We start from the raw sequence: 18,497 nt of genomic DNA, 5'->3' as shown, positions 1-18,497 counted from the left end.
TGTCGATGATCCAGGCCGGGCTGCGCAACGCCGGCGTGAAGGTCCACTTCATCGCGGCGCGGCTCGGGCCGGTCAACTCGCGCGCCGCTGCGGGCCTGCAGGCCACGGCAACGTTCGAGAACGCCCCGCCGGTGCTGTTCGACGGCATGGTGCTGCCGGACGGCGGGGTGGGACGCGGCGCCCGGGCAGCCAGGTCGAGGTGCTGGAGTTCATCGTGGCCCAGCACCGGCACGGAAAGACCCTTCTCCGCCTCGCGGCCTCGAGCGCCTGGCTCGACCAGGCCGGCGTCGCCGCGACCTTGCCCGATGGCCGGCCGGACCCCGGCGTCTTCACCGGCACCGACGTCGACGAGGCGCTGACGGAGTTCATCGCCGCGCTCGGCCGGCATCGGCAGCCCGAACGCGAGGCGCGTTGACGGGCATCACCCGCGGGCGGCGCCGCAGGCGGTGGTCGTCGCGCCGTCGTCCGGGCCGAGCAGTCGGCGCAACTCTGCCGTGACGACGGCATGGCATTCGCAGGCGCGGGTCCGCAGCCCACCGGCGTCGAGCACGGTGATGTGCCCGCGCCGGTAGCGGATGTAGCCGCCATCCTGCAGCGCGCAGGCCGCCTGGGTGATGCTTTCGCGCCGCACCCCGAGCAGGTTGGCGATCAGCTCCTGCGTCATCACCAGTTCGCCGGTGGGCAGCCGCTCCAGCGTCGACAGCAGCCAGCGGCTGAGCTGCTGCTCGATGGTGTGGTGGCGGTAGCAGACCGCCGTCTGCGCGATCTGCGTGACCAGTGCCTGCATGTAGCGCAGCAGCACGCGCCGCATGCTGCACTCGGCCTCGAAGGCACGCGCCAGGGACACGCCGTCCATGCGGTAGCCCCAGCCGGAGGAGCGCACCACGGCAGAACCCGTCGCGCTCACTCCGCCGGTGAACAGCGCGATGCCGACCATGCCTTCCCGACCGACCCCGGCCGCCTCGGCACTCGCCCCGCAGGCCATGACGTGGTGCAGCGAAACCACGGACGTGGTCGGGAAGTAGGCATGCCGCATCGGCGACCCGGCTTCGTACAGCGTATCGCCCAGCCGCATCGACACCCGCTCCAGCGAGGCGACGATCGGCGCCAGTTCGGCATCGGTCAACGCGGCGATGAGGTTGTTCTCGCTCGGCGAATGCACGCGTGCAGCGGCAGGGACCGCGCGCACGCTAGTTACCCGGCATGACTTCGACGCCGACACCGCGGTAGCCGATGAAGCGGCAGTACTGGTCGAGCATCGGCTGCCCGCTGACGCGGAACTGCTGCCGCGATCCATCGGCGCGGGTGCGCTGGAACAGGAAGTCGAGGAAGGGCTGGCGATCGGCGATCCTGGCCAGCAGGTCCTGCCGCTGCGCGGGGTCCCAGCCGTCGTCGGCGAGCGGCGCCGGGTCGGACAGCAGCGGCCCGACACGGATGCCGAGCATCTCCAGCACCGGACCGGACACCTTGGTGAACTCGCCGGACTCGTCCTGCTCCCAGTACCAGTCGGACGCCAGCTCGGTCAGCGCACGGTAGCGGGCCTCGCTCTCGCGCAACTCGGCGGTGCGCTCGGCCACGGTGCGCTCCAGCAACAGGTTGTGCTCGGCGAGCATCCGGTACAGCAGCCGGACCTCCAGCATGTTGTGGATGCGCGTGCGCACCTCGACGAGGTCGAACGGCTTGCTGATGAAGTCCTTCGCACCGGCCTGCAGTGCCCGCAGCTTGTGGCCCGGCTGCGCGGTCAGCACGATGACGGGCAGGTAGCCGCTGTCGTCGCCGGCCTTCAGCGCCGCCATCACGGCGAAGCCGTCCATGGTCGGCATCTGCAGGTCGAGCAGGATCAGGTCGTAGGCGTCGCGGCGGTGCATCGCGCAGACCTCCGTCGGTGCCGCGGTCGCGCTGACGCGGGTGTAGCCCGCCTCCTCGAGCATGCGGGTGAGCAGGCGCACGTTGGCATCCTGGTCGTCGACGATCAGGATGCGCGCGTCGAGGATTCGCTGTTCCATGGTCAGGGCATGGAGGACTCGGCATCGCGCCTGGCACTGCGCAGGCGCGCCTCGTCCAGGGCCAGGTCGACGGTCTCGAGGAACTGGGACACCTTGATCGGCTTGGTCAGGTAGCGGAAGAAGCCCGACTTCAGGCCCTTCTCGACGTCGCGCGGCATGGCGTTCGCGCTCAGCGCGACCACCGGGATGTGGGCGGTGGCGGGGTCGCCGGCCAGGATGCGCAGGGCGGTGTTGCCGCTGATGCCCGGCAGGTTGATGTCCATCAGGATCAGGTCGGGCGCCGACTCGCGCGCCATTTCGATGCCGCGCCGGCCGTCCTTCGCGCTCAGCAGCAGGATGTCCGGCCGGCGCGCCAGCAGCCGCGCGACCAGCAGGAGGTTGGCCGGGTTGTCCTCGACGCACAGCACGGTGCGCATCAGCGGATCGCCTGCCGCCAGGTGCGGCGGCGGGCGCTCGACCGGTTCCGGTTCCGCGCGCATGCCGGTGCCGGTGGCCGCAGGCAGCTCGATCCAGAACACGCTGCCGACGCCGACCGTGCTCTCGACGCCGATCTCGCCGCCCATCAGCGCCACCAGTTGCTTGCAGACGACGAGGCCGATGCCCGTGCCCTGCTCGGCACCCGCCTCCTGGCCGAGCCGGTTGAAGGGTTCGAACAGATGGGCCAGCTTGGCGGCCGACAGGCCCTCGCCGGTGTCCTGCAGGCTGACACGAACGCCGCCGCCTGCGGCACGCCGGCAACTGACCTCGACGCTGCCGCCGACGCGGTTGTACTTGATCGCGTTGGACAGCAGGTTCACCAGGATCTGCTTGACGCGGGTGCGGTCGGCCTGGACGGACGGCAGACTGTCCCACGTGTCGAACGAGATGGCGATGCCGCCCTGGCGGGCCTGCGGCCCGATCATCGCCTCGCAGTCGGCGAGCACCTCGGGCAGCGAGAGGGGTTCGATCGACAGGGACAGCCGGCCCGACTCGATGAGGCTGAGGTCGAGCACCTCGTTGATGAGCTCCAGCAGGTACCAGCCGGCTTGCAGGATCTGGTCGACACTGCTCTTCTGCGCTTCGGTCAGCGGCGGTGAGCCCGAGTCGAGCAGCTGCGCAAAGCCGAGGATCGCGTTCAGTGGCGAGCGCAGCTCGTGGCTCATGCTGGAGAGGAAGTCCGACTTGGCCTGGTTGGCCCGATCCGCGGCGATCCTGGCCTCCTGCAGCTCCAGGTTGGTGTCGCGCAGGATCTGGTCGAGCCGCTCGCGCTCGGCCTCCACCTTCCTGCGCGCCGTGTTGTCGGTGCCGATCAGCAGGTAGCCGATGATCGTGTTGCGCGCGTCGCGCAGCGCCGTCACCGAGACGACCGCCGGCAGACGGCTGCCGTCCTTGCAGACGTAGGTCAGGTCGTGGATGTCCTCGATGCCGCGCGATGCCTTGAAGACCAGCGCTTCGAAACCCGGCGAGATCGCCGTCCCGGTCTCGAGGCTGAGCTCCGCGGCGAGGCGGATGCCTTCCTCGCGGTCGGAGAAGTCGGCCGGCGTGAGCCGGTTGACGACGTCGGCGGCCGCATAGCCGAGCATGCGCTCGGCACCGACGTTGAAGATCTGCACCACGCCGGCGGCGTCGGTGGCGATGCTCGAGAAGTTGGCGCTGCTGAGGATCGCACTCTGCAGGGCGCCGGCCTGCAGCAGCCGCTGCCGGCGCCGGGCTTCCGTCGAGCGGCCCGCCAGATGGCCGCTGCCTGCGGGGTCTGCAATGTCTCGAGGATGGCGCTTGAGGGTGGCCATGGAGGGGGATGCGTGATGACGCAGCCTAGGCGTGCACGCGCCCCGCGTCGGTGCGCTGGCGTACACAGCGCCTGCGACGGCACCGCACCGGCGCATGGGAATTTCAAACGGCATCTTGGGCATCTCGGGCATCTTGGCCGCCCGAGTCACGCCTGCGTGGGCGGCCGATGTCGGTCCGCAGGGCTGGGAACTGGCACCTGGGCCCTTGCCTTGCCCCGGTTCGGCCGGCACGCGACGTTTGGCCTGGAGTTCGTTCGACCTCGACATCAGGGGGTTGACCCGGAGTCTTGCGGCGTCGATTCCGCGGGCGGCGCAGCACCACCCCGGCGGCCCAGCGCGGCCCAGCGCGGCTCAGGCGGCTCAGGCGGCTCAGGCGGCTTCGGTCGTGCCCAGCCTCGCGCGCCCGCCCCCGGGGTGGCGGCTGCGGATCCAGGCCCAGGTGAGTCAGGGTCTTCTCGATCACCGCCCGCTCGAGGATGGCCGCGATGATCTTCAGTTCCCCGGCGCCGCAGTTCGGGCAGAGTTGCATGTCGATGTCGAAGACCCGCTCGAGCAGCCGTGCCCAGTTGATGCGGTGCGGCCGAGCCTGGACAGGCTCGACTTCGCGCTCGGCGCCGGCTGCAGCCTCGGTTGCCGCCTGTGCTTGTACGGGTGGGCCTTGCGGCACCACCAGAGGCCGCAGCTTCGCGCTCGGCGCCAGCACCCCATGGAACCTGATCAGGTGTAGCCGCGGCACCAGCGCCGCCAGCCGCTGCATGAGTTCCAGCGGGCTCATGACCAGGTGCGTGGTGCCATCGCGCCACGGTGTCTTGAGCTTGAGCTCCACCTGGCCGGCGGCGTTGATCTGCACCCGTTCGTCGGACAGCGCCGGCCGGGTGAACTAGCGGCACAGTTGCTCCAGCCGCTTGCGATCGTGGCTTGCACCCGCACGGCCGCGTGGAGGCTGAAGCCGTCGACATCGGCGCACAAAGGCAGCCGCGCTGCCCTCTCGCGCGGCATCGCGCCCCTGAGGGTCTGCACCTTCTGCCCGGCGCGGGGGCCGAAGGCGACTCGGTAGGTAACGGCCGCCGCCTGCAGTGGCCGCAGGGTGCGCGCATCATCCCCATCGGCGTTGGGATCGGCCAGGTAGATCTGGCCCATCTCCTCAATCAGCACGCCGTGGCGCGTGAGCATCTTCATCAGCCCGGGGATGACCGTGTGCAGCAGCGCGTGCAGTTCGTCGTCGCTGGGCGCACCGGCTTGGACGAGTACCGGCACACCATCGCCGCCGCACCGGTACACGCCGTCCAGCACCAGACAGTGCAGGTGGATGTTCAAGTTGGCGGCCGAGCCGAAGCGCTGGATCAGCGTGACGGCGCCGCCGTGGCCTTCGTCGGCCTTGAGACCGGCAGCGTCCAGCAGATGGCGCGTGACCACACGCTGCACCACCTGCAGCACCGGCGTGACCAGCTCGGGCTGCGCGGCCAGCAGCACGCGCAGCGGGATCGGCAGCGACAGCACCCATTGCCTCACCGGCACATGCGGGATGACGTGATCGACCAGGTGCGCCGCGGTCTGCGACATCCGGCGCGCGCCGCATGACGGGCAGAACCCGCGCCGCTTGCAGCTGAATGCGACCAGCTTGTCGTGGCCGCACTCGCCGCAGCGCAACCTGAGGAAGCCGTGGGCCAGGATGCCGCACTCCAGGAAGGCGTCGAACTCGTCCTTGATGAATCGAGGCAACTCGGCGCCGGTGCTGGCCTCGGTGTGGGCGATGAAGCTGGCGGCATGCTGCTGCACCAGGCGATGCAGCGTCATCTGCTCGGGGCGGTGGCGTTCGTAGTGGAGCGGCGCGCCATCGGGCGCCCGCTGGGGCTGCCGGCCGATGGCTTGCACGCAAGGCTCCCGAGGTTGGGACTCGGAAGGTCTCAAGCCGCGCGCTACGCCTCAATCGCCTTGAGTGCTGCCCTCCGACGTGTGCCCTCCGCTGCGGGGGCGCCTACGGGGACTGCGGGGTGTCCGCCGGCAGCTTCAGGGCGGCGAGTTCAGGGCCGCGAATGGCGCTGATGGGTCGGCTTGAGACGGCCGACCCATTGGATTCATCGCCGGATAGCCGACGTTGAGGGCTCAATGCCCGCAAGCTGTCGCTCGCGGGCGAGTCACTTCGACCCGTGGCAGAGATTGCCCTCGCGACAGCGAAGGGCCACTTGGCGCAGCAGGAGAAGGTCGTACTCGAGGGAAGAAGCCCGAGCAACAGTGCCGAACCGAAAGTGATCCACGGGCAGTTGGACTAGTAGCCGAGGGCCTTGTAGGCCTCCTTCCTGAACGCGATCGTGTGCAAGCCTCCCTGTCCGTAATACCGTTGGGTCATCAGGACACCAGCGATGTCAAGGCGAGGGTTGAACCACCAGACGGTTCCGGCCAGACCGCCCCAGGAGACTTCTCCGGTGACCTCCTGCGGATCGTAAGGACCAGGGTGCACGGCGACTGACGAGCCCAATCCAAATGCCCGTCCGACAAAGGGCGGCATGTTCGGGAATTCGACCCACATGCCATCGGGCAATTGATTGGTCGACATCATGTCGATGGTCCCGGGCTTCAGGAGTGGCGGCCCCCCAGGCAACATGCTGTGTACCAGCCGAACCATGTCACCCAGCGTCGTGACGAGGCCCCCTCCTCCCGACTCGAAAGCTGGACGTTTCAAGTAGGCGCCAGGATAGGGCGCGGCATCGGCGCGCATGAGACCTGCCGTCGTCGGATTCGTGATGTCAACCCCGACGTAAAGCGAAGCGAGTCGACTGGTCTTGGATTCGGGGACGTAGAAGTCCGTGTCCACCATCCCCAGGGGTTCGAAGATGCGGCTCGAGATGAAGGCGCCGAATGTCTGCCCCGATATGACTTCGATGAGGCGGCCGAGTACATCAGTGGCGACGGAATACTCCCAGCGCTCACCGGGCTGAAAGGCAAGGGGAAGCGGAGCCAAGTCCGCGATGAAGTCCTTCAACGGCCTGCCAGGGTGACGCAATCCAGCCTTGCCGTACGCCTTGGCAAGAACCGTGGTCGGGTCGAAGATGCCGTAGGTCAGCCCGGACGTGTGCGTCATCAACTGCCGGATGGTGATGGATGTGCTGGCCGGCTCGGTGTCTTCGATGCTGGCTGCACCTGGCCGCAGAACCTGGCGCTTGCCAAGCTCTGGAATGTATTTCTCGATGGCGTCGTCGAAGTCGAATCTGCCTTCTTCCCACAGAAGGAGCACGGCACAAGAGGTGACCAGTTTGGTGTTGGAGAACGCCCGAAAGATGTGATCTTCGCGCAAGGCGATGCTGGCTTCCTTGTCGGCAAATCCGTAGACGAAGAGGTCCGACACCTCGCCGCCGCGAAGCAGCGCCGTAGATACGCCGGGCAGAAATCCCAGATCGACCTGGGTCTGCATGGCGGCGTGCAAGGCCGTAGTGTCGAGGCTGTTCATCGTGGCCTTCTCCGGCGAAAGTTGATGATCGTGGAGAGCGATGTTCGCACGGCTGGGGGCCGCGACCTGGGCTCGGCATGGCTTCAGCGACTCGGCGCATCAGTGAGGGCTCGGACGTGTCACGAGAGGATCGGTCGTGACGCTTCACCACCGGGCTGTCCGTTCGCCTGCGGGCATCACCTGACGACCGGACGGTTCTGACCGGGTCGAGCCAACGAACCCGGCGGATTGGTCGCCTGAAACCTGTCACTCGTAGGCGTTACTTGGCGCGGACTGAGAGCGAGTCATGAAGGACCGGCTTTGGCCGGCTGCCGGTAGTCACGACTGGCTGCTTTGTGGATGCGAAGCGCGAAGTGCCGGCGCGGAACGACGGGCAGCTTCGGAGAAGTCCGACGGGCCGGTTTGGGTCGGAAGTGCCAGTACGCCCCGAGCGATATCGGTCCTTCAATGCGGGCTTGTTGCCACCGCCGGTAAGTACCCGGTCCTGAAGGTTGAGCAGTCGCACAAGTCGTCGATCGTCAGATGACCGCTGACGGCCGTCGCCGCCCCTCAGGCAGCCGTCCCCGAGTGACTCAGTCCAGTCTTGAGCCGCCAGTGAGAGATCGTGATGAGGAAAGGTCACGTGGCGCCGGATGTCCTCGACGGACTTCAATCCACATCGGACACCCGCCAAGGCAGGGGATCGACAAGTGTCGACGGACTTCAGTCGATACAACAGAGAAGTTCGGCAACTCGAACAAAGATCGGAAAACGCAGCGGCTCGTGAGCAATTAAGTTCGGAACTCCTCGGATCGAGGACTGTCTGCCGATGAGCTTTTCTGCCCTCGACGCAGCGTCTCAAGAGCCAGCGTCAGTTCCTACCGCAACGGGATCGGTCGGGGGCCGATAGCGAGCAGGCGCATAAGACTGAACTGCGGGTCATTGAAGGTCGCCGGCTTCGACTGACAGCCTCACCACCGACACCGGTCACTCAACCGCCGTTCCCCAGCAAGCCGGCATGACCGGCCGCTTCTGCTTACCGCGGCCCGCTCAACACGACCCTGAGGAGACATCTGCGGTCTTGATCGGACTGCCGCAATGCAGGCGACTGGGTGCCAATCGAAGTTGTCGAGCGCGAGTGCGTGGTCGGCGTTAGCGCCGGACTTTGGCGCGGTGGCGACGCTTGGTCCTGCTATCGTGCAGAGCGCCCCGGTCACGGCTTTCGGCTCGACGGCTGCGCGTGCAGAGCGCGCCCCGGTTGGGGCGCGCGGATCGAGTCGGCGCACCGCAAGCGGCGGCTTCACGGCGGCCCGATCAGCACCTCGACGCGTCGTGCGTGGTACATCCCCGCCCGACCGAGTTCGCCGACGACAATGCGTCCCGCGTCGATGCCCGCACCCATGAGCGATCGTTGCAGATTGGCGACCCATGGGTTGTCGGTGTCGACTCCACGATCGCGCACCGCGCCGTCAATCGCGACGCGCCGTGTGGTCTCACGCCGCAGGGTCGCAACCAGGGTAGAGAACTTGGCTTGGTCGACGAGCCGGATCTCGGTCACGGCGGTGTCGAACCAGAAGTCGCAGAACCAACTCCAATCGTCGCTTTGCAGGCAGCCCACCTCAGCGAATGACCGCCCGGCGTGCATCTCGGTCTCCCAGGATCGCAACGGGCCACCGCAGCCCGCCGTGTGGCAGGAGTCTGCTTGTGCTGGGCGAGGACCTGTCAGGCGCCCACGATGCGCCGTTCATCCTGTCCGCTCCAAAGGGTTGTGCGTGCCCTTGGCGTCTTCTGGCGAGCGGGCCGGCGGCGCTGGATCGTAGGTAGGCGGGACCGGGGTGGGGTCACCAGCCGGACGATCGATCTTGGCAAATCGAGCGGCCGCCTTCTCCCAGGCGCCTTTCATTGACGCCTTGAAATCTTCCCACTTGTCGTCGTGTACCTGTCCGATCTCCCCTAGCCGTCCTCGCGCCTCTGCGACGTCCTGCTCGAGTTCGTTGATCTGCGAGCCCATCGCGATAGCGGCATCAGCCATCCGTTCTTTGACGGTCGCCTGCATCTGCTCCAGGCGGGCCTGAGCCTGTTCCAATTGCGCTTCAAACTTGGCCCGGTAGGCTGCCCTTGTTTCCATGGTGATTTCCTCTCGAGTGAGGTTGTAGGGGCTCGGCATCGGTACGGCACGCGACCGAAGTGCCGGGTAGCGAGAGATCAAAGGGTCAAGACGTCGTTACGCATCCGAGGGCTCGTGCCAGCGATACCAGCAGCACTCGCATGCTGAAGTCGGGAAGCTTGAAGGGAAGGCGCGCACCGACCTCTCGGAAGACCGAGCCGAACCGCTGGATATCGGCGGTCCCGTCAGGTGGATTCTCAGCCGTTGCCTAGTGCGCCGAGACGGTCTAAGTCTTGGTCAGAAGCTCGGCGCATGCCCTCGCCACCGACGACACCTGAGCGGTGGCACTTGAATCGGCTACCGTCGCCCACCCGCCTTTCTCAATGAATTCGGCCTGCGACCACGAGTCGGTTTTCTTCAGAGCTTCCAGATTGGCTTGGACTGCCGAATCCCGACGGAACTTTGCAGCGCAGACTGGCGCGAGCGCATCGACCACGGCGGCATCAGCCCGCATCGAGGCAGCCGCCTCGGCCTTGCCGGCGGTCAACCAACCGCCCCAACTGAACCCGACGATGGCCAGAAGGATCGCACCGCCCACGGCACCCCACAGTGCCGGCTTCGTCTCAACGGGAATGTTCATGTACTTACCTCTTTTGATCCGACTTGCGAGTGAAGAGGAAAGTTCCTGCGCGAGCCTCATTCCGCGGCCTTTTCTCGGCCTCGTCGATTCGTTGCTCGCCTAACGCTTGATGTCGACCTCGACTGTCGGAATCGTGCTGCCCGCCCCTAGCAGCGCTATGACCCTGAGCCCCCTGCGGGCCCCGGCATCCTGTTTGTCAATTGCGTCGCAGTCCCTGACTGCCGCTTGCGGTGAAGTTGACCATCGCGTGCCGCCTTTGTGCGACCCAGCCGAAGTCGATGGCGCAAAGGATCGTGACCACGGTATCGATTCGCACGGTACCGAGGTTCGACACGTCTGACACCGCCGCCGTGATGTCGACCTGGGAAGGGAAGTCGACACTCGTTTGACGCGAGTAGACGTTGATTGCCGGGAAGTAATGACCATCCGGAACCTCCGAGGTGCGAAGGACAGCTCCAAATGTGCAGTCGCAGGCCACACGTGCACGGATCAACTCCCCGCTCTTGATCAGGGAGTCGTAGACCCTGAGCGAATACGAGGATGCCTTGCGTGGCTTGGCACTCTGGCAGTCCAGCGCTTGCGTTCCTATGTATTCGACGTTGCTCTTCGCGAGCAGGCCTTAAGCGAAGCCAGACAGCATCACCGCGGACTCGGACTCAAGCGTCTCGACTCGGATGCTCGAGTGTTCGACGTCGCGGAGTCAACGAAGCGCACCTTCACCACGGCTGTGATCCCGGTGTAGTAGACGTAAGCGCCTGCGGCCTCCTGGCTGCGCATGACCGCACAACCGCCAGCGGCGTGAAGGCCGGTCGCGGCCAGTGCTATGGCGAGAGTCCGGTGACGGACTGCCGGCAGTTGTTCAAGCGGCGAGCCATTCGCTCAGCTTTTGCGCGTGTTTCTGCTTGTCGGCAATGATTTGCTCGACGAGCAGTCGGGAGGTGGGGTCGCCGATCAGCTGCGCCATCTCGCGGTAGGCGTCGATCGCCGCACGCTCGGACGCGAGGTTGGCGCAGATCATGGCGCCCAGGTAGGTCGATGCTTTGAAGTCGGAGTGGTCGTGCGCGGCCGGCAAGACGGGGGGCGACGTTGGGCCGTCCGCCGAGCTGCACGATGCGCCGGACGAGCCGGCCGGAATGGGTCGCCCCTTCGTTGGCACATACCAGGAATACCCGCCCGATCGTCGACGGGGCCACCCCCGCGGCGGCGAGGTGGTGGCGCTTGTAGCGCAGCACGCGGGCCTGCTCCGTGCGAGCCGCCTCGAGGGCGGGCCTGCTATCCCACCGCGGTTCAGTTCGGCAGTCCGAAGGAGTAGAGCTTGTTGTTCGGTGTTCCGTAGAAGCCGTTGAGATTGCCATAGCCGGAGCCCCAAAAGAGCATTCCGTCTGAGATTGCGGCGCCGGACAGGCACGAGCCGCCGCTGACAAAACTCCACAAGACGGCTCCTGTCGCCCCGTTCAGCGCATACATGTGCCCGAGCGGATCCAACGAGCAGCCGAACACCACGCCGTTGGCGGTAGTAACTGGACCGGAAGTGCTGCCGCCATCCGGAGGCCGTGCCTGCCAGAGTAAGGTTCCGCTTGCGGCATCCAGGCCTGTCCACACACCGCTTGTCGGATCGGCGGCGCCGGGCCAAGGGATGCGATTGCTGTTTGCATTTGCGGTGTAGACGCGGGCGCCGTCGACGGCCGACCCCCACTGCAAGCCGCCGCTGTATCCGCCAGGACCAGCATGTGCCACCCACTGCACGGCGCCGGTGTCGGGATTCAAGGTCCAGTACTGACCGCTCTTTTGTCCCGCGCCGACCAACTCGATCGGTCTCTTGTTTCCATTGACACCCTTGACCATGAACAGCGCCGGGGCCTGACCAAAGTCGAAATCAGGACCTGCCGGAGACGGGCAGTTGCCACCGTCGCCGAATACGGGAAGGCAGTCCACGGTATACGCATCGTAGGGAATGGCGCGCGTAGCCCACTTGACGGCCCCGGTCCTCAGGTCGAGGGCGAGCACGCTGTCGAAATGGTCATCGCTTGGCAAGCAGGCTGTCGTGGCAATCGGGTCGGATCCGGCTTCAGCCACGCAGGCAAGAACCGACGGTGGCACAGAGTAGTTATTCCCAGTAGCAATGTAGATCTGTCCACGCTTCGCGTCGACCGACGGTGAGCTGCCCCAAATGGCACCGCCGCTGAATCCGGTCGGTACCATGCTCGTCTTCCAAAGACGTGCGCCCGTATCCTCGGCGAGAGCGAACATGCTCGCAGCAAACGAACAGCAGGGATACTCCGGCACGATCGCCGCAAGTATCTCTTCCACCGACGACACACCGACGTACACGCGTCCTGCGAACACGGTTGGTGATTGGGTCACGACGGCTGCCGGATGCGTGTCAAGCTGAGTGCTCCACACAAGCGCCCCCGAGAGCTTGTCGAACGCGAGCAGCTTGCCCCCTGCTCCTCCGCCGACCAATATGGCTCCGGTCGTACCGACGATGACCTTGTCTTTGGTCACAGCCGGCGTCGTGCGCGCCTTGTCGGACAGTACGCCAGTTGCACTTGGAATGTGCGCTGCCCACTTGAGAGCGCCTGAATACTTGTCCACGGCATACAGGTAGCCTGCCCAGTCCGGAACGTAGACTGTCGATGCGTCGACCGCCGGCGTGGCGGACACATCGCCGGCAGTCGTGAACACCCATCTCACGACCAGAGCGCCAACGTTGTCTACGCTAAGCGTGTGCTCCGCATCTTGGTATCGGCTGTTCCTAAGGTCGCCCCCGGCAAAGCTCCAACTACCGGCTTCGGCGGACCATGCTGATGCGGGAATCGCCAGACCCGTCAGCAGCAACGCAGAAGTCATGGCCGAATAGAACCACTGGCTTCGTCGCCTTGTCGAGTTCATCGCATGTCCTCTCTGGTGATTCGCCAACGATGCCTGCGCTCCAGGCGCGCGCTGCTCGACCACTGCGCCGCGCCGGGGCCTCTGACGTGCTTCGGCGTCGGCGACTGCGGGTGAATCAGGATCTGCAGCAGGCGTCTACCGACCACAGCAGTTGAATCAATCAATGCCGAGGATCACACTCAGCCGGACCAAGCAAATGGCGCGAAGTGCCCGTTGCGTGTGCCGCTCGAGTTGTCCCACAGGATGCCGAAGACGTTGAACTTGCTGAACAGCGCCTTCGCCAAGGCCAGTCGAGGTGACACTGGATGGACGGTGTTGTCGATGCACAGCGCCTGACCCGGGACACTTGCACTGGGCACACCTTCGCAGGCCTGTTCGATGAGTTCGCCGGCTCGGACCGCGCGCTTCAGGCCGTCGATCTCGAACGTGATGGGCCGGCGTTCGACACCGGCAACTCGTCCCACCAAGGGCGCGAGCGCGGCCATGGGGCCACCGGCCTCTCCCGTTGCAATGGCGCTGATCGCTGCGACCTGCTGATCCGATGCACGGTCGTCGATGATCAGCCCGACGGTGGCGTTGCCAGCGCCCATCACCCCTGGAAAATGCATCATCACGATGAACGAGACGCCATCCAATGCCACGCCATCGTGCTGGCCCTTGTCGATGCGCATCGTGACGGCCGCCTTGCAATCGCCCTCCGTCGGCGGTGCCGCCAGGTTGGCGGTGATGCATGGGCAGAGAAATGTGCAGTTGCACGTCTCCATGTATTCGCCACTGATCTTCCAGGCGGCCATCTCTGTTCCTTTCGTTCGGTCGCCGACATGTCGACGGCGACCCAGTGATTGGACGACCGCACCATGCACCCGTCACGGGACACCGTATGCCCATTCGCATCGACACGCAACCGATGACCCTCCTGGCCGGTCATGCTGGGAAGGCCCTATCGCTGCGATCCCGTGACTGAGGTTGACAAGGCGTGCCTATGCGCCCATGGTCGGCCGATGAACTCTGTCATCGGAGCTGCACCGCTATGAGCACGCGTGTGCCGGATCCCATAGACGGCGCATCGTCATCGGAACTCGCCATTGCGGCCAACGCGGCGAAGAGGGCGAACGACATGACGCCGCTCCTGCTGGTGCTCAGTGTGAGTGGCTGGGCCGCTCTGGCCTGGATGGCGCTCGACATGGGGCATCCACTGGTGCAACTGGCGATGCCCGCGTCATCGAACTGGACCGCAGGCAATTTGCTGGCGATCTGGAGCATGTGGGCCATCATGATGGCCGCGATGATGTTGCCGTCGGCCATGCCGATGGTCCTGGCCTTCACGAGCACCTGCCGAGCAGCCGGCGAGCGGTTGCGCGCGAGCGCGTTCGTCGGCGCGTACCTGCTGATCTGGTCCGGCTTCAGCGTCGCCGCAGCGGCAATGCAGTGGTCGCTCCAGGCGATGAACCTGCTGAGTCCAATGATCGTCAGCGCCTCCGCCGGATTGACGGGCACCTTGCTCTTGATTGCCGGCGTCTACCAGTTCTCACCGCTGAAGCGAACCTGTCTGGGGCACTGCCGAACACCGATGGCTTCCCTGATCGGTGGGTGGCGAGCCGGAGCCTATGGCGGACTCGTGATGGGGCTGCGGCATGGCTTGTTCTGTCTTGGCTGTTGCTGGGCGCTGATGGCACTGCTGTTCGTCGGTGGGGTGATGAATCTCGCCTGGATCGCCGCACTCTCTGTGGCAGCCGCGATCGAGAAGTTGGCGCCACGGGGTGCGGCGATTGCGAGGATCCTCGGCTACGGGTTGATCACCGCGGGCGCCGTCCGCTTGCTGACGCCGCTGATGAGGTAGACGCCCGCGTGGGAGGTTGGCAGGCGCATCAGTGTCAGCGCTGCGGTGACGCATGCACCCGTTGCCGACCCGATCCACAGGCCGCTCACGCCCAGGCCCATGCCACCGAAGAGATAGAGGCCGAGCGGCGCACCGACCAGTCAGTAGCCGATCAACATGAAGGCCATCGGCGCGCGAGCGTCCTTGCGTCCGCGCAACAGGCCCGAGGCAGCCGAGCCGGGATAGCCCGCGAACTGGATCAACCCAAGCAGCACCAGGCGCGACCCGGAGCCCGTGAGCTGAGGAACAACGGTGCGGCGGTGGTTGTCTCGGCAGGAAGAGGCCGGACCGCCCCAGTGCGGACATTCATGACCGACGGCTCCTGGCCGAATCCGGGTCTAGGACAAGATCGCCGTAAGCTGACCTTGGTCGGCAAGGCCGCCGAGTCGGAAGTCGGCTTCCTGGCGCGGGCTCGAATTCACGCTGCCGGCCAGGACGTCGACTGGCTTGTACCGGCCATCAACGGCCCTCGCCGACGCACGGCTTCCTGGCCGCTCCTCACCAGTCATTGGGTACGTTCCGGCGCAAGGCCGGAAGGGACTCATCGGCTCGGAGCCGGCGGAACCATCGTGTTGGCGAAGTTGACGAGGTTGTCTGCAATGACGGTCACATCCCGGGTGGAGCGCTCGCAACGATGTTGAGATGCGTTGCGACGTCAACGCCCGGGTCGACATTGACGCCACCGTTTTGTCGACACGTGGCGGCGGCATTCGCCGCTTCGGCGCCATGGTGGATGAAGCAGAAGCGGTCAGCCGCGGTGAGTTGCAGCAGGTAGCCGTTGACGGTCTGGCGTGGCATTGGCATCACCGCGCCAAGCCAGTGGAAGTGCGAGGGACTCCCCGGTTGCGTGATGTCGGCGCGCTTGACCAGGAACACGGGGTGTTCATTCATGGTCTGGTAGAGGAAGGTCGCGCTGACGGCCTTGCCACTCAGCGCCCATCCGACAGTGCACTCGGGACTGGTGTTGCAGTCGACGTGGGTCGCAACCGGATAGCGGTCCCTCGTCTGCACGCCGGTGAAGCGGATGTAGAAGAAGCCGAAAAGGCTGCCGTCGCGGGTCAGGCGGGTTTGCTGGTGCGTGTCGATCTCGTTGCCAAAGACGAAGTTGAAGGGCGCGTCATGATTCCGCCACGGGTACAGGTCGGCCGCGTGGGCCGACCCGAGTGCCGACAGCGCAAGTGTTGCGCCTGCGAACAGGATGCTGGGCTGGAGCATGGTGCGCTCTCCTCAAGAGTCCTAGGTGCGCGAGTTTGTGCCTGCGGTCGGCGCCAGAATTGACGATTCGCAAGCCAGAGACTGCGGGCATCCCCGACAGGCCCGCTGCTGCAATGTCGACTTCCCGGCGAGCGATCTCGCGCCTCGGTGGTCTCCTGGGGGTCGTGTTGAGCGGGCCGCGGTAAGCAGAAGCGGCCGGTCGTGCCGGCTTGCTGGGGAACGGCGGTTGAGTGACCGGTGTCGGTGGTGAGGCTGTCAGTCGAAGCCGGCGACCTTCAATGACCCGTGTTTGTGGAAGCAGTCGTCCAGGTCTCTGGCCGCAACTGACTCAGTTCAGTCTTATGCGCCTGCTCGCCATCGGCCCCCGACCGATCCCGTTGCGGTAGGAGCTGACGCTGGCTCTTGAGACGCTGCGTCGAGGGCAGAAAAGCTCATCGGCAGACAGTCCTCGATCCGAGGAGTTCCGAACTTAATTGCTCACGAGCCGCTGCGTTTTCCGATCTTTGTTCGCGCTGCCGAACTCATTTGTTCTCTACCACCCCGCTCTGGCACTCACTCCACCGTCACGCTCTTGGCCAGGTTGCGCGGCTTGTCGACATCGGTACCGCGCGCGCAGGCCGTGTGGTAGGCGAGCAGTTGCAGAGGCACCACGTGCAGGATCGGCGAGAGCACGCCGAAATGCTCCGGCATGCGGATCACGTGCACGCCTTCGCCGGATTCGATGCGCGTGTCGGCATCGGCGAACACGAACAGCTCGCCGCCGCGCGCGCGAACTTCCTGCATGTTGCTCTTCAGCTTGTCGACCAGCGCATCGTTGGGCGCCACCGTCACCACCGGCATCGCGCTGGTCACCAGCGCCAGCGGGCCGTGCTTGAGCTCGCCGGCTGGGTAGGCCTCGGCGTGGATGTAGCTGATCTCCTTCAGCTTGAGCGCGCCTTCCAGGGCAATCGGGTAGTGCAGGCCGCGGCCGAGGAAGAGCGCGTTCTCCTTGCGCGCGAAGGCCTCGCTCCAGGCCACCACCTGCGGCTCGAGCGCCAGCACCGACTGCACCGCCACCGGCAGGTGGCGAAGCGCCTTCAGGTGCGCGGCCTCCTGTTCGTCGCCGAGGTGGCCGCGCACCTGCGCGAGTGCCAGCGTGAGCAGGAACAGCCCGACCAGTTGCGTCGTGAACGCCTTCGTCGAGGCCACACCGATCTCGACGCCGGCGCGCGTGATGTAGGCGAACTCGCACTCGCGCACCATCGCGCTGGTGGCCACGTTGCACACCGTCAGGGTGTGCTTCATGCCGAGCGACCGCGCATGCTTGAGCGCCGCCAGCGTGTCGGCCGTCTCGCCGCTCTGCGTGATGGTGACGACCAGCGTGCGTGGGTTGGGCACGCTGTCGCGATAGCGGTACTCGCTGGCGATCTCCACGGTGGTGGGGATCTTCGCAATGCTCTCCAGCCAGTACTTCGCGGTGGACCCGCTGTAGTAGCTGGTGCCGCAGGCGAGGATGAGGACGCTGTCGATCTCCTTGAAGGCCTTGTAGGCGCCGTCGCCGAACAGTTCCGGCGTGATGCTCTCCACCGCGTCGAGCGTGTCGGCAATGGCGCGCGGCTGCTCGAAGATCTCCTTCTGCATGTAGTGGCGGTACGGCCCCAGCTCGGCCGCGCCGGTGTGCGCGTGAACGGTGCGCACTTCCCGCGTCACCGGCTTGAACGGACCCTCGCCCTCGCGCCTCGTGATCCAGTACTTGCCGAGCTGCAGGTCGACGACGTCGCCTTCCTCGAGGTAGACGATCTGGTCGGTCACCCCGGCCAGCGCCATCGCGTCGCTGGCGAGGAAGGTGTCGCCGCTGCGCTCGCCGGTACCCACGCCCAGCACCAGCGGCGAGCCCTCGCGCGCGCCGATCACGCGGTGCGGCTCGTCGCGGCAGAACACCGCGATCGCGTAGGCGCCGCGCAACTGCACCGCGGCGCGCTGCACCGCATCGAGCAGGTCGCCCTCGTACAGGCGATCGACGAGATGGGCGATGACCTCGGTGTCGGTCTGGCTGGTGAATTCGTAGCCGCGCGATTTCAGTTCGGCGCGCAGCTCGTCGTGGTTTTCGATGATGCCGTTGTGCACCAGCGCGATACGCCCCGCGCTCGCCTGCTTGGCGGCGGGCCCGTGCGAGAAGTGCGGGTGGGCGTTGTGCACCGCCGGCGCGCCGTGCGTGGCCCAGCGGGTGTGGGCGATGCCGGTGCCGCCCTCGACACCCTCGGCCTTGACGTTCGCGTCGAGTTCGGCCACGCGCGAGGTGCTGCGCGCGCGCCGCAACTCGCCGCCCTGGTGCACCGCCACGCCGCAGGAGTCGTAGCCGCGGTACTCGAGGCGACGCAGGCCCTCGATCAGGACCGGGACGATGTTGCGCGTGGAGACGGCGCCGACGATTCCGCACATGGTGGAGCTTCCTTCGGATGGAGACGGGATCGGATGCTAGGCAGACCCCCGGAACGATTGATTGCAATCTTCGTCGATCGATGCAATATTCAACCATCCCTTGAATCGGGTGAAGAAAAGATTCACCAGAACATAGTTCGT

17 protein-coding genes are annotated in these 18,497 nt (G+C 66.0%); 2 read left to right on the top strand and 15 right to left on the bottom strand.

Going from position 1 to position 18,497, the window contains the following annotated elements:
* The first annotated feature begins 214 nt into the window (after positions 1-214).
* Positions 215-415 carry a hypothetical protein gene (locus Q0599_RS07840; protein WP_298828027.1) on the top strand — a complete coding sequence of 67 codons (201 nt, stop codon included), beginning with the start codon at positions 215-217 and terminating at the stop codon, positions 413-415.
* Positions 416-421: 6 nt separating this feature from the next.
* On the opposite strand, the gene Q0599_RS07835 is transcribed toward Q0599_RS07840, so the two are convergent.
* The 13 genes from Q0599_RS07835 to Q0599_RS07775 all read right to left on the bottom strand — a co-directional run bounded on the left by Q0599_RS07835 (position 422) and on the right by Q0599_RS07775 (position 13,635).
* A complete protein-coding gene (locus Q0599_RS07835) occupies positions 422-1,162 on the bottom strand; it encodes a Crp/Fnr family transcriptional regulator (RefSeq protein WP_298828025.1) in 741 nt (246 codons plus the stop codon).
* A 28-nt stretch (positions 1,163-1,190) separates the two neighbouring features.
* The gene (locus Q0599_RS07830) at positions 1,191-2,006 is read right to left on the bottom strand and encodes a response regulator (RefSeq protein WP_298828023.1); all 816 of its coding nucleotides are present in this window, start codon (positions 2,004-2,006) and stop codon (positions 1,191-1,193) included.
* A gap of 2 nt (positions 2,007-2,008) precedes the next feature.
* The gene (locus tag Q0599_RS07825; protein WP_298828021.1) at positions 2,009-3,775 is read right to left on the bottom strand and encodes an ATP-binding protein; all 1,767 of its coding nucleotides are present in this window, start codon (positions 3,773-3,775) and stop codon (positions 2,009-2,011) included.
* Positions 3,776-3,878: 103 nt separating this feature from the next.
* A complete protein-coding gene (locus Q0599_RS07820) occupies positions 3,879-4,625 on the bottom strand; it encodes a transposase (protein WP_298828019.1) in 747 nt (248 codons plus the stop codon).
* The gene (locus tag Q0599_RS07815; RefSeq protein ID WP_298828016.1) at positions 4,547-5,650 is read right to left on the bottom strand and encodes a transposase zinc-binding domain-containing protein; all 1,104 of its coding nucleotides are present in this window, start codon (positions 5,648-5,650) and stop codon (positions 4,547-4,549) included. The genes Q0599_RS07820 and Q0599_RS07815 overlap by 79 nt, the downstream gene beginning before the upstream one ends.
* Positions 5,651-6,044: 394 nt before the next feature.
* Positions 6,045-7,223, bottom strand: a complete 1,179-nt coding sequence (locus Q0599_RS07810; RefSeq protein ID WP_298828013.1) for a serine hydrolase — start codon at positions 7,221-7,223, stop codon at positions 6,045-6,047.
* Positions 7,224-8,502: 1,279 nt separating this feature from the next.
* Complete coding sequence (locus Q0599_RS07805) at positions 8,503-8,847, bottom strand: hypothetical protein (protein WP_298828011.1); 345 nt, start codon at positions 8,845-8,847, stop codon at positions 8,503-8,505.
* Positions 8,848-8,946: 99 nt separating this feature from the next.
* Positions 8,947-9,330, bottom strand: coding sequence for a hypothetical protein (locus Q0599_RS07800; protein WP_298828009.1), 384 nt, complete (start codon positions 9,328-9,330; stop codon positions 8,947-8,949).
* 265 nt (positions 9,331-9,595) lie between these two features.
* Positions 9,596-9,949, bottom strand: a complete 354-nt coding sequence (locus Q0599_RS07795; RefSeq protein ID WP_298828007.1) for a hypothetical protein — start codon at positions 9,947-9,949, stop codon at positions 9,596-9,598.
* A gap of 196 nt (positions 9,950-10,145) precedes the next feature.
* Positions 10,146-10,442: a hypothetical protein gene (locus tag Q0599_RS07790; RefSeq protein WP_298828004.1), complete on the bottom strand. Its 297-nt coding sequence runs from the start codon at positions 10,440-10,442 to the stop codon at positions 10,146-10,148.
* Between the two features lie 366 nt (positions 10,443-10,808).
* Positions 10,809-11,021 carry a hypothetical protein gene (locus tag Q0599_RS07785; RefSeq protein WP_298828001.1) on the bottom strand — a complete coding sequence of 71 codons (213 nt, stop codon included), beginning with the start codon at positions 11,019-11,021 and terminating at the stop codon, positions 10,809-10,811.
* A 215-nt stretch (positions 11,022-11,236) separates the two neighbouring features.
* The gene (locus tag Q0599_RS07780) at positions 11,237-12,841 is read right to left on the bottom strand and encodes a PQQ-binding-like beta-propeller repeat protein (protein WP_298827998.1); all 1,605 of its coding nucleotides are present in this window, start codon (positions 12,839-12,841) and stop codon (positions 11,237-11,239) included.
* Between the two features lie 179 nt (positions 12,842-13,020).
* Entirely contained in the window at positions 13,021-13,635 is a 615-nt protein-coding gene (locus Q0599_RS07775; RefSeq protein WP_298827995.1) for a DUF1326 domain-containing protein, read from the bottom strand.
* A gap of 236 nt (positions 13,636-13,871) precedes the next feature.
* On the opposite strand from Q0599_RS07775, the gene Q0599_RS07770 reads away from it, so the two are divergent.
* Positions 13,872-14,681, top strand: a complete 810-nt coding sequence (locus tag Q0599_RS07770) for a DUF2182 domain-containing protein (RefSeq protein WP_298827992.1) — start codon at positions 13,872-13,874, stop codon at positions 14,679-14,681.
* A 645-nt stretch (positions 14,682-15,326) separates the two neighbouring features.
* Here Q0599_RS07770 and Q0599_RS07765 read toward each other — a convergent pair.
* Both Q0599_RS07765 and glmS read right to left on the bottom strand, forming a co-directional pair.
* The gene (locus Q0599_RS07765; RefSeq protein ID WP_298827989.1) at positions 15,327-15,935 is read right to left on the bottom strand and encodes a hypothetical protein; all 609 of its coding nucleotides are present in this window, start codon (positions 15,933-15,935) and stop codon (positions 15,327-15,329) included.
* 552 nt (positions 15,936-16,487) lie between these two features.
* On the bottom strand, positions 16,488-18,356 hold the full coding sequence (gene glmS, locus Q0599_RS07760; protein ID WP_298827986.1) for a glutamine--fructose-6-phosphate transaminase (isomerizing): 1,869 nt from the start codon (positions 18,354-18,356) through the stop codon (positions 16,488-16,490).
* Positions 18,357-18,497 lie beyond the last annotated feature (141 nt).

The organism is uncultured Piscinibacter sp. (assembly GCF_937952055.1).
In the GTDB taxonomy this organism is placed as follows: domain Bacteria; phylum Pseudomonadota; class Gammaproteobacteria; order Burkholderiales; family Burkholderiaceae_C; genus Piscinibacter.
This window is presented reverse-complemented; position numbering and strand designations above follow the sequence as displayed.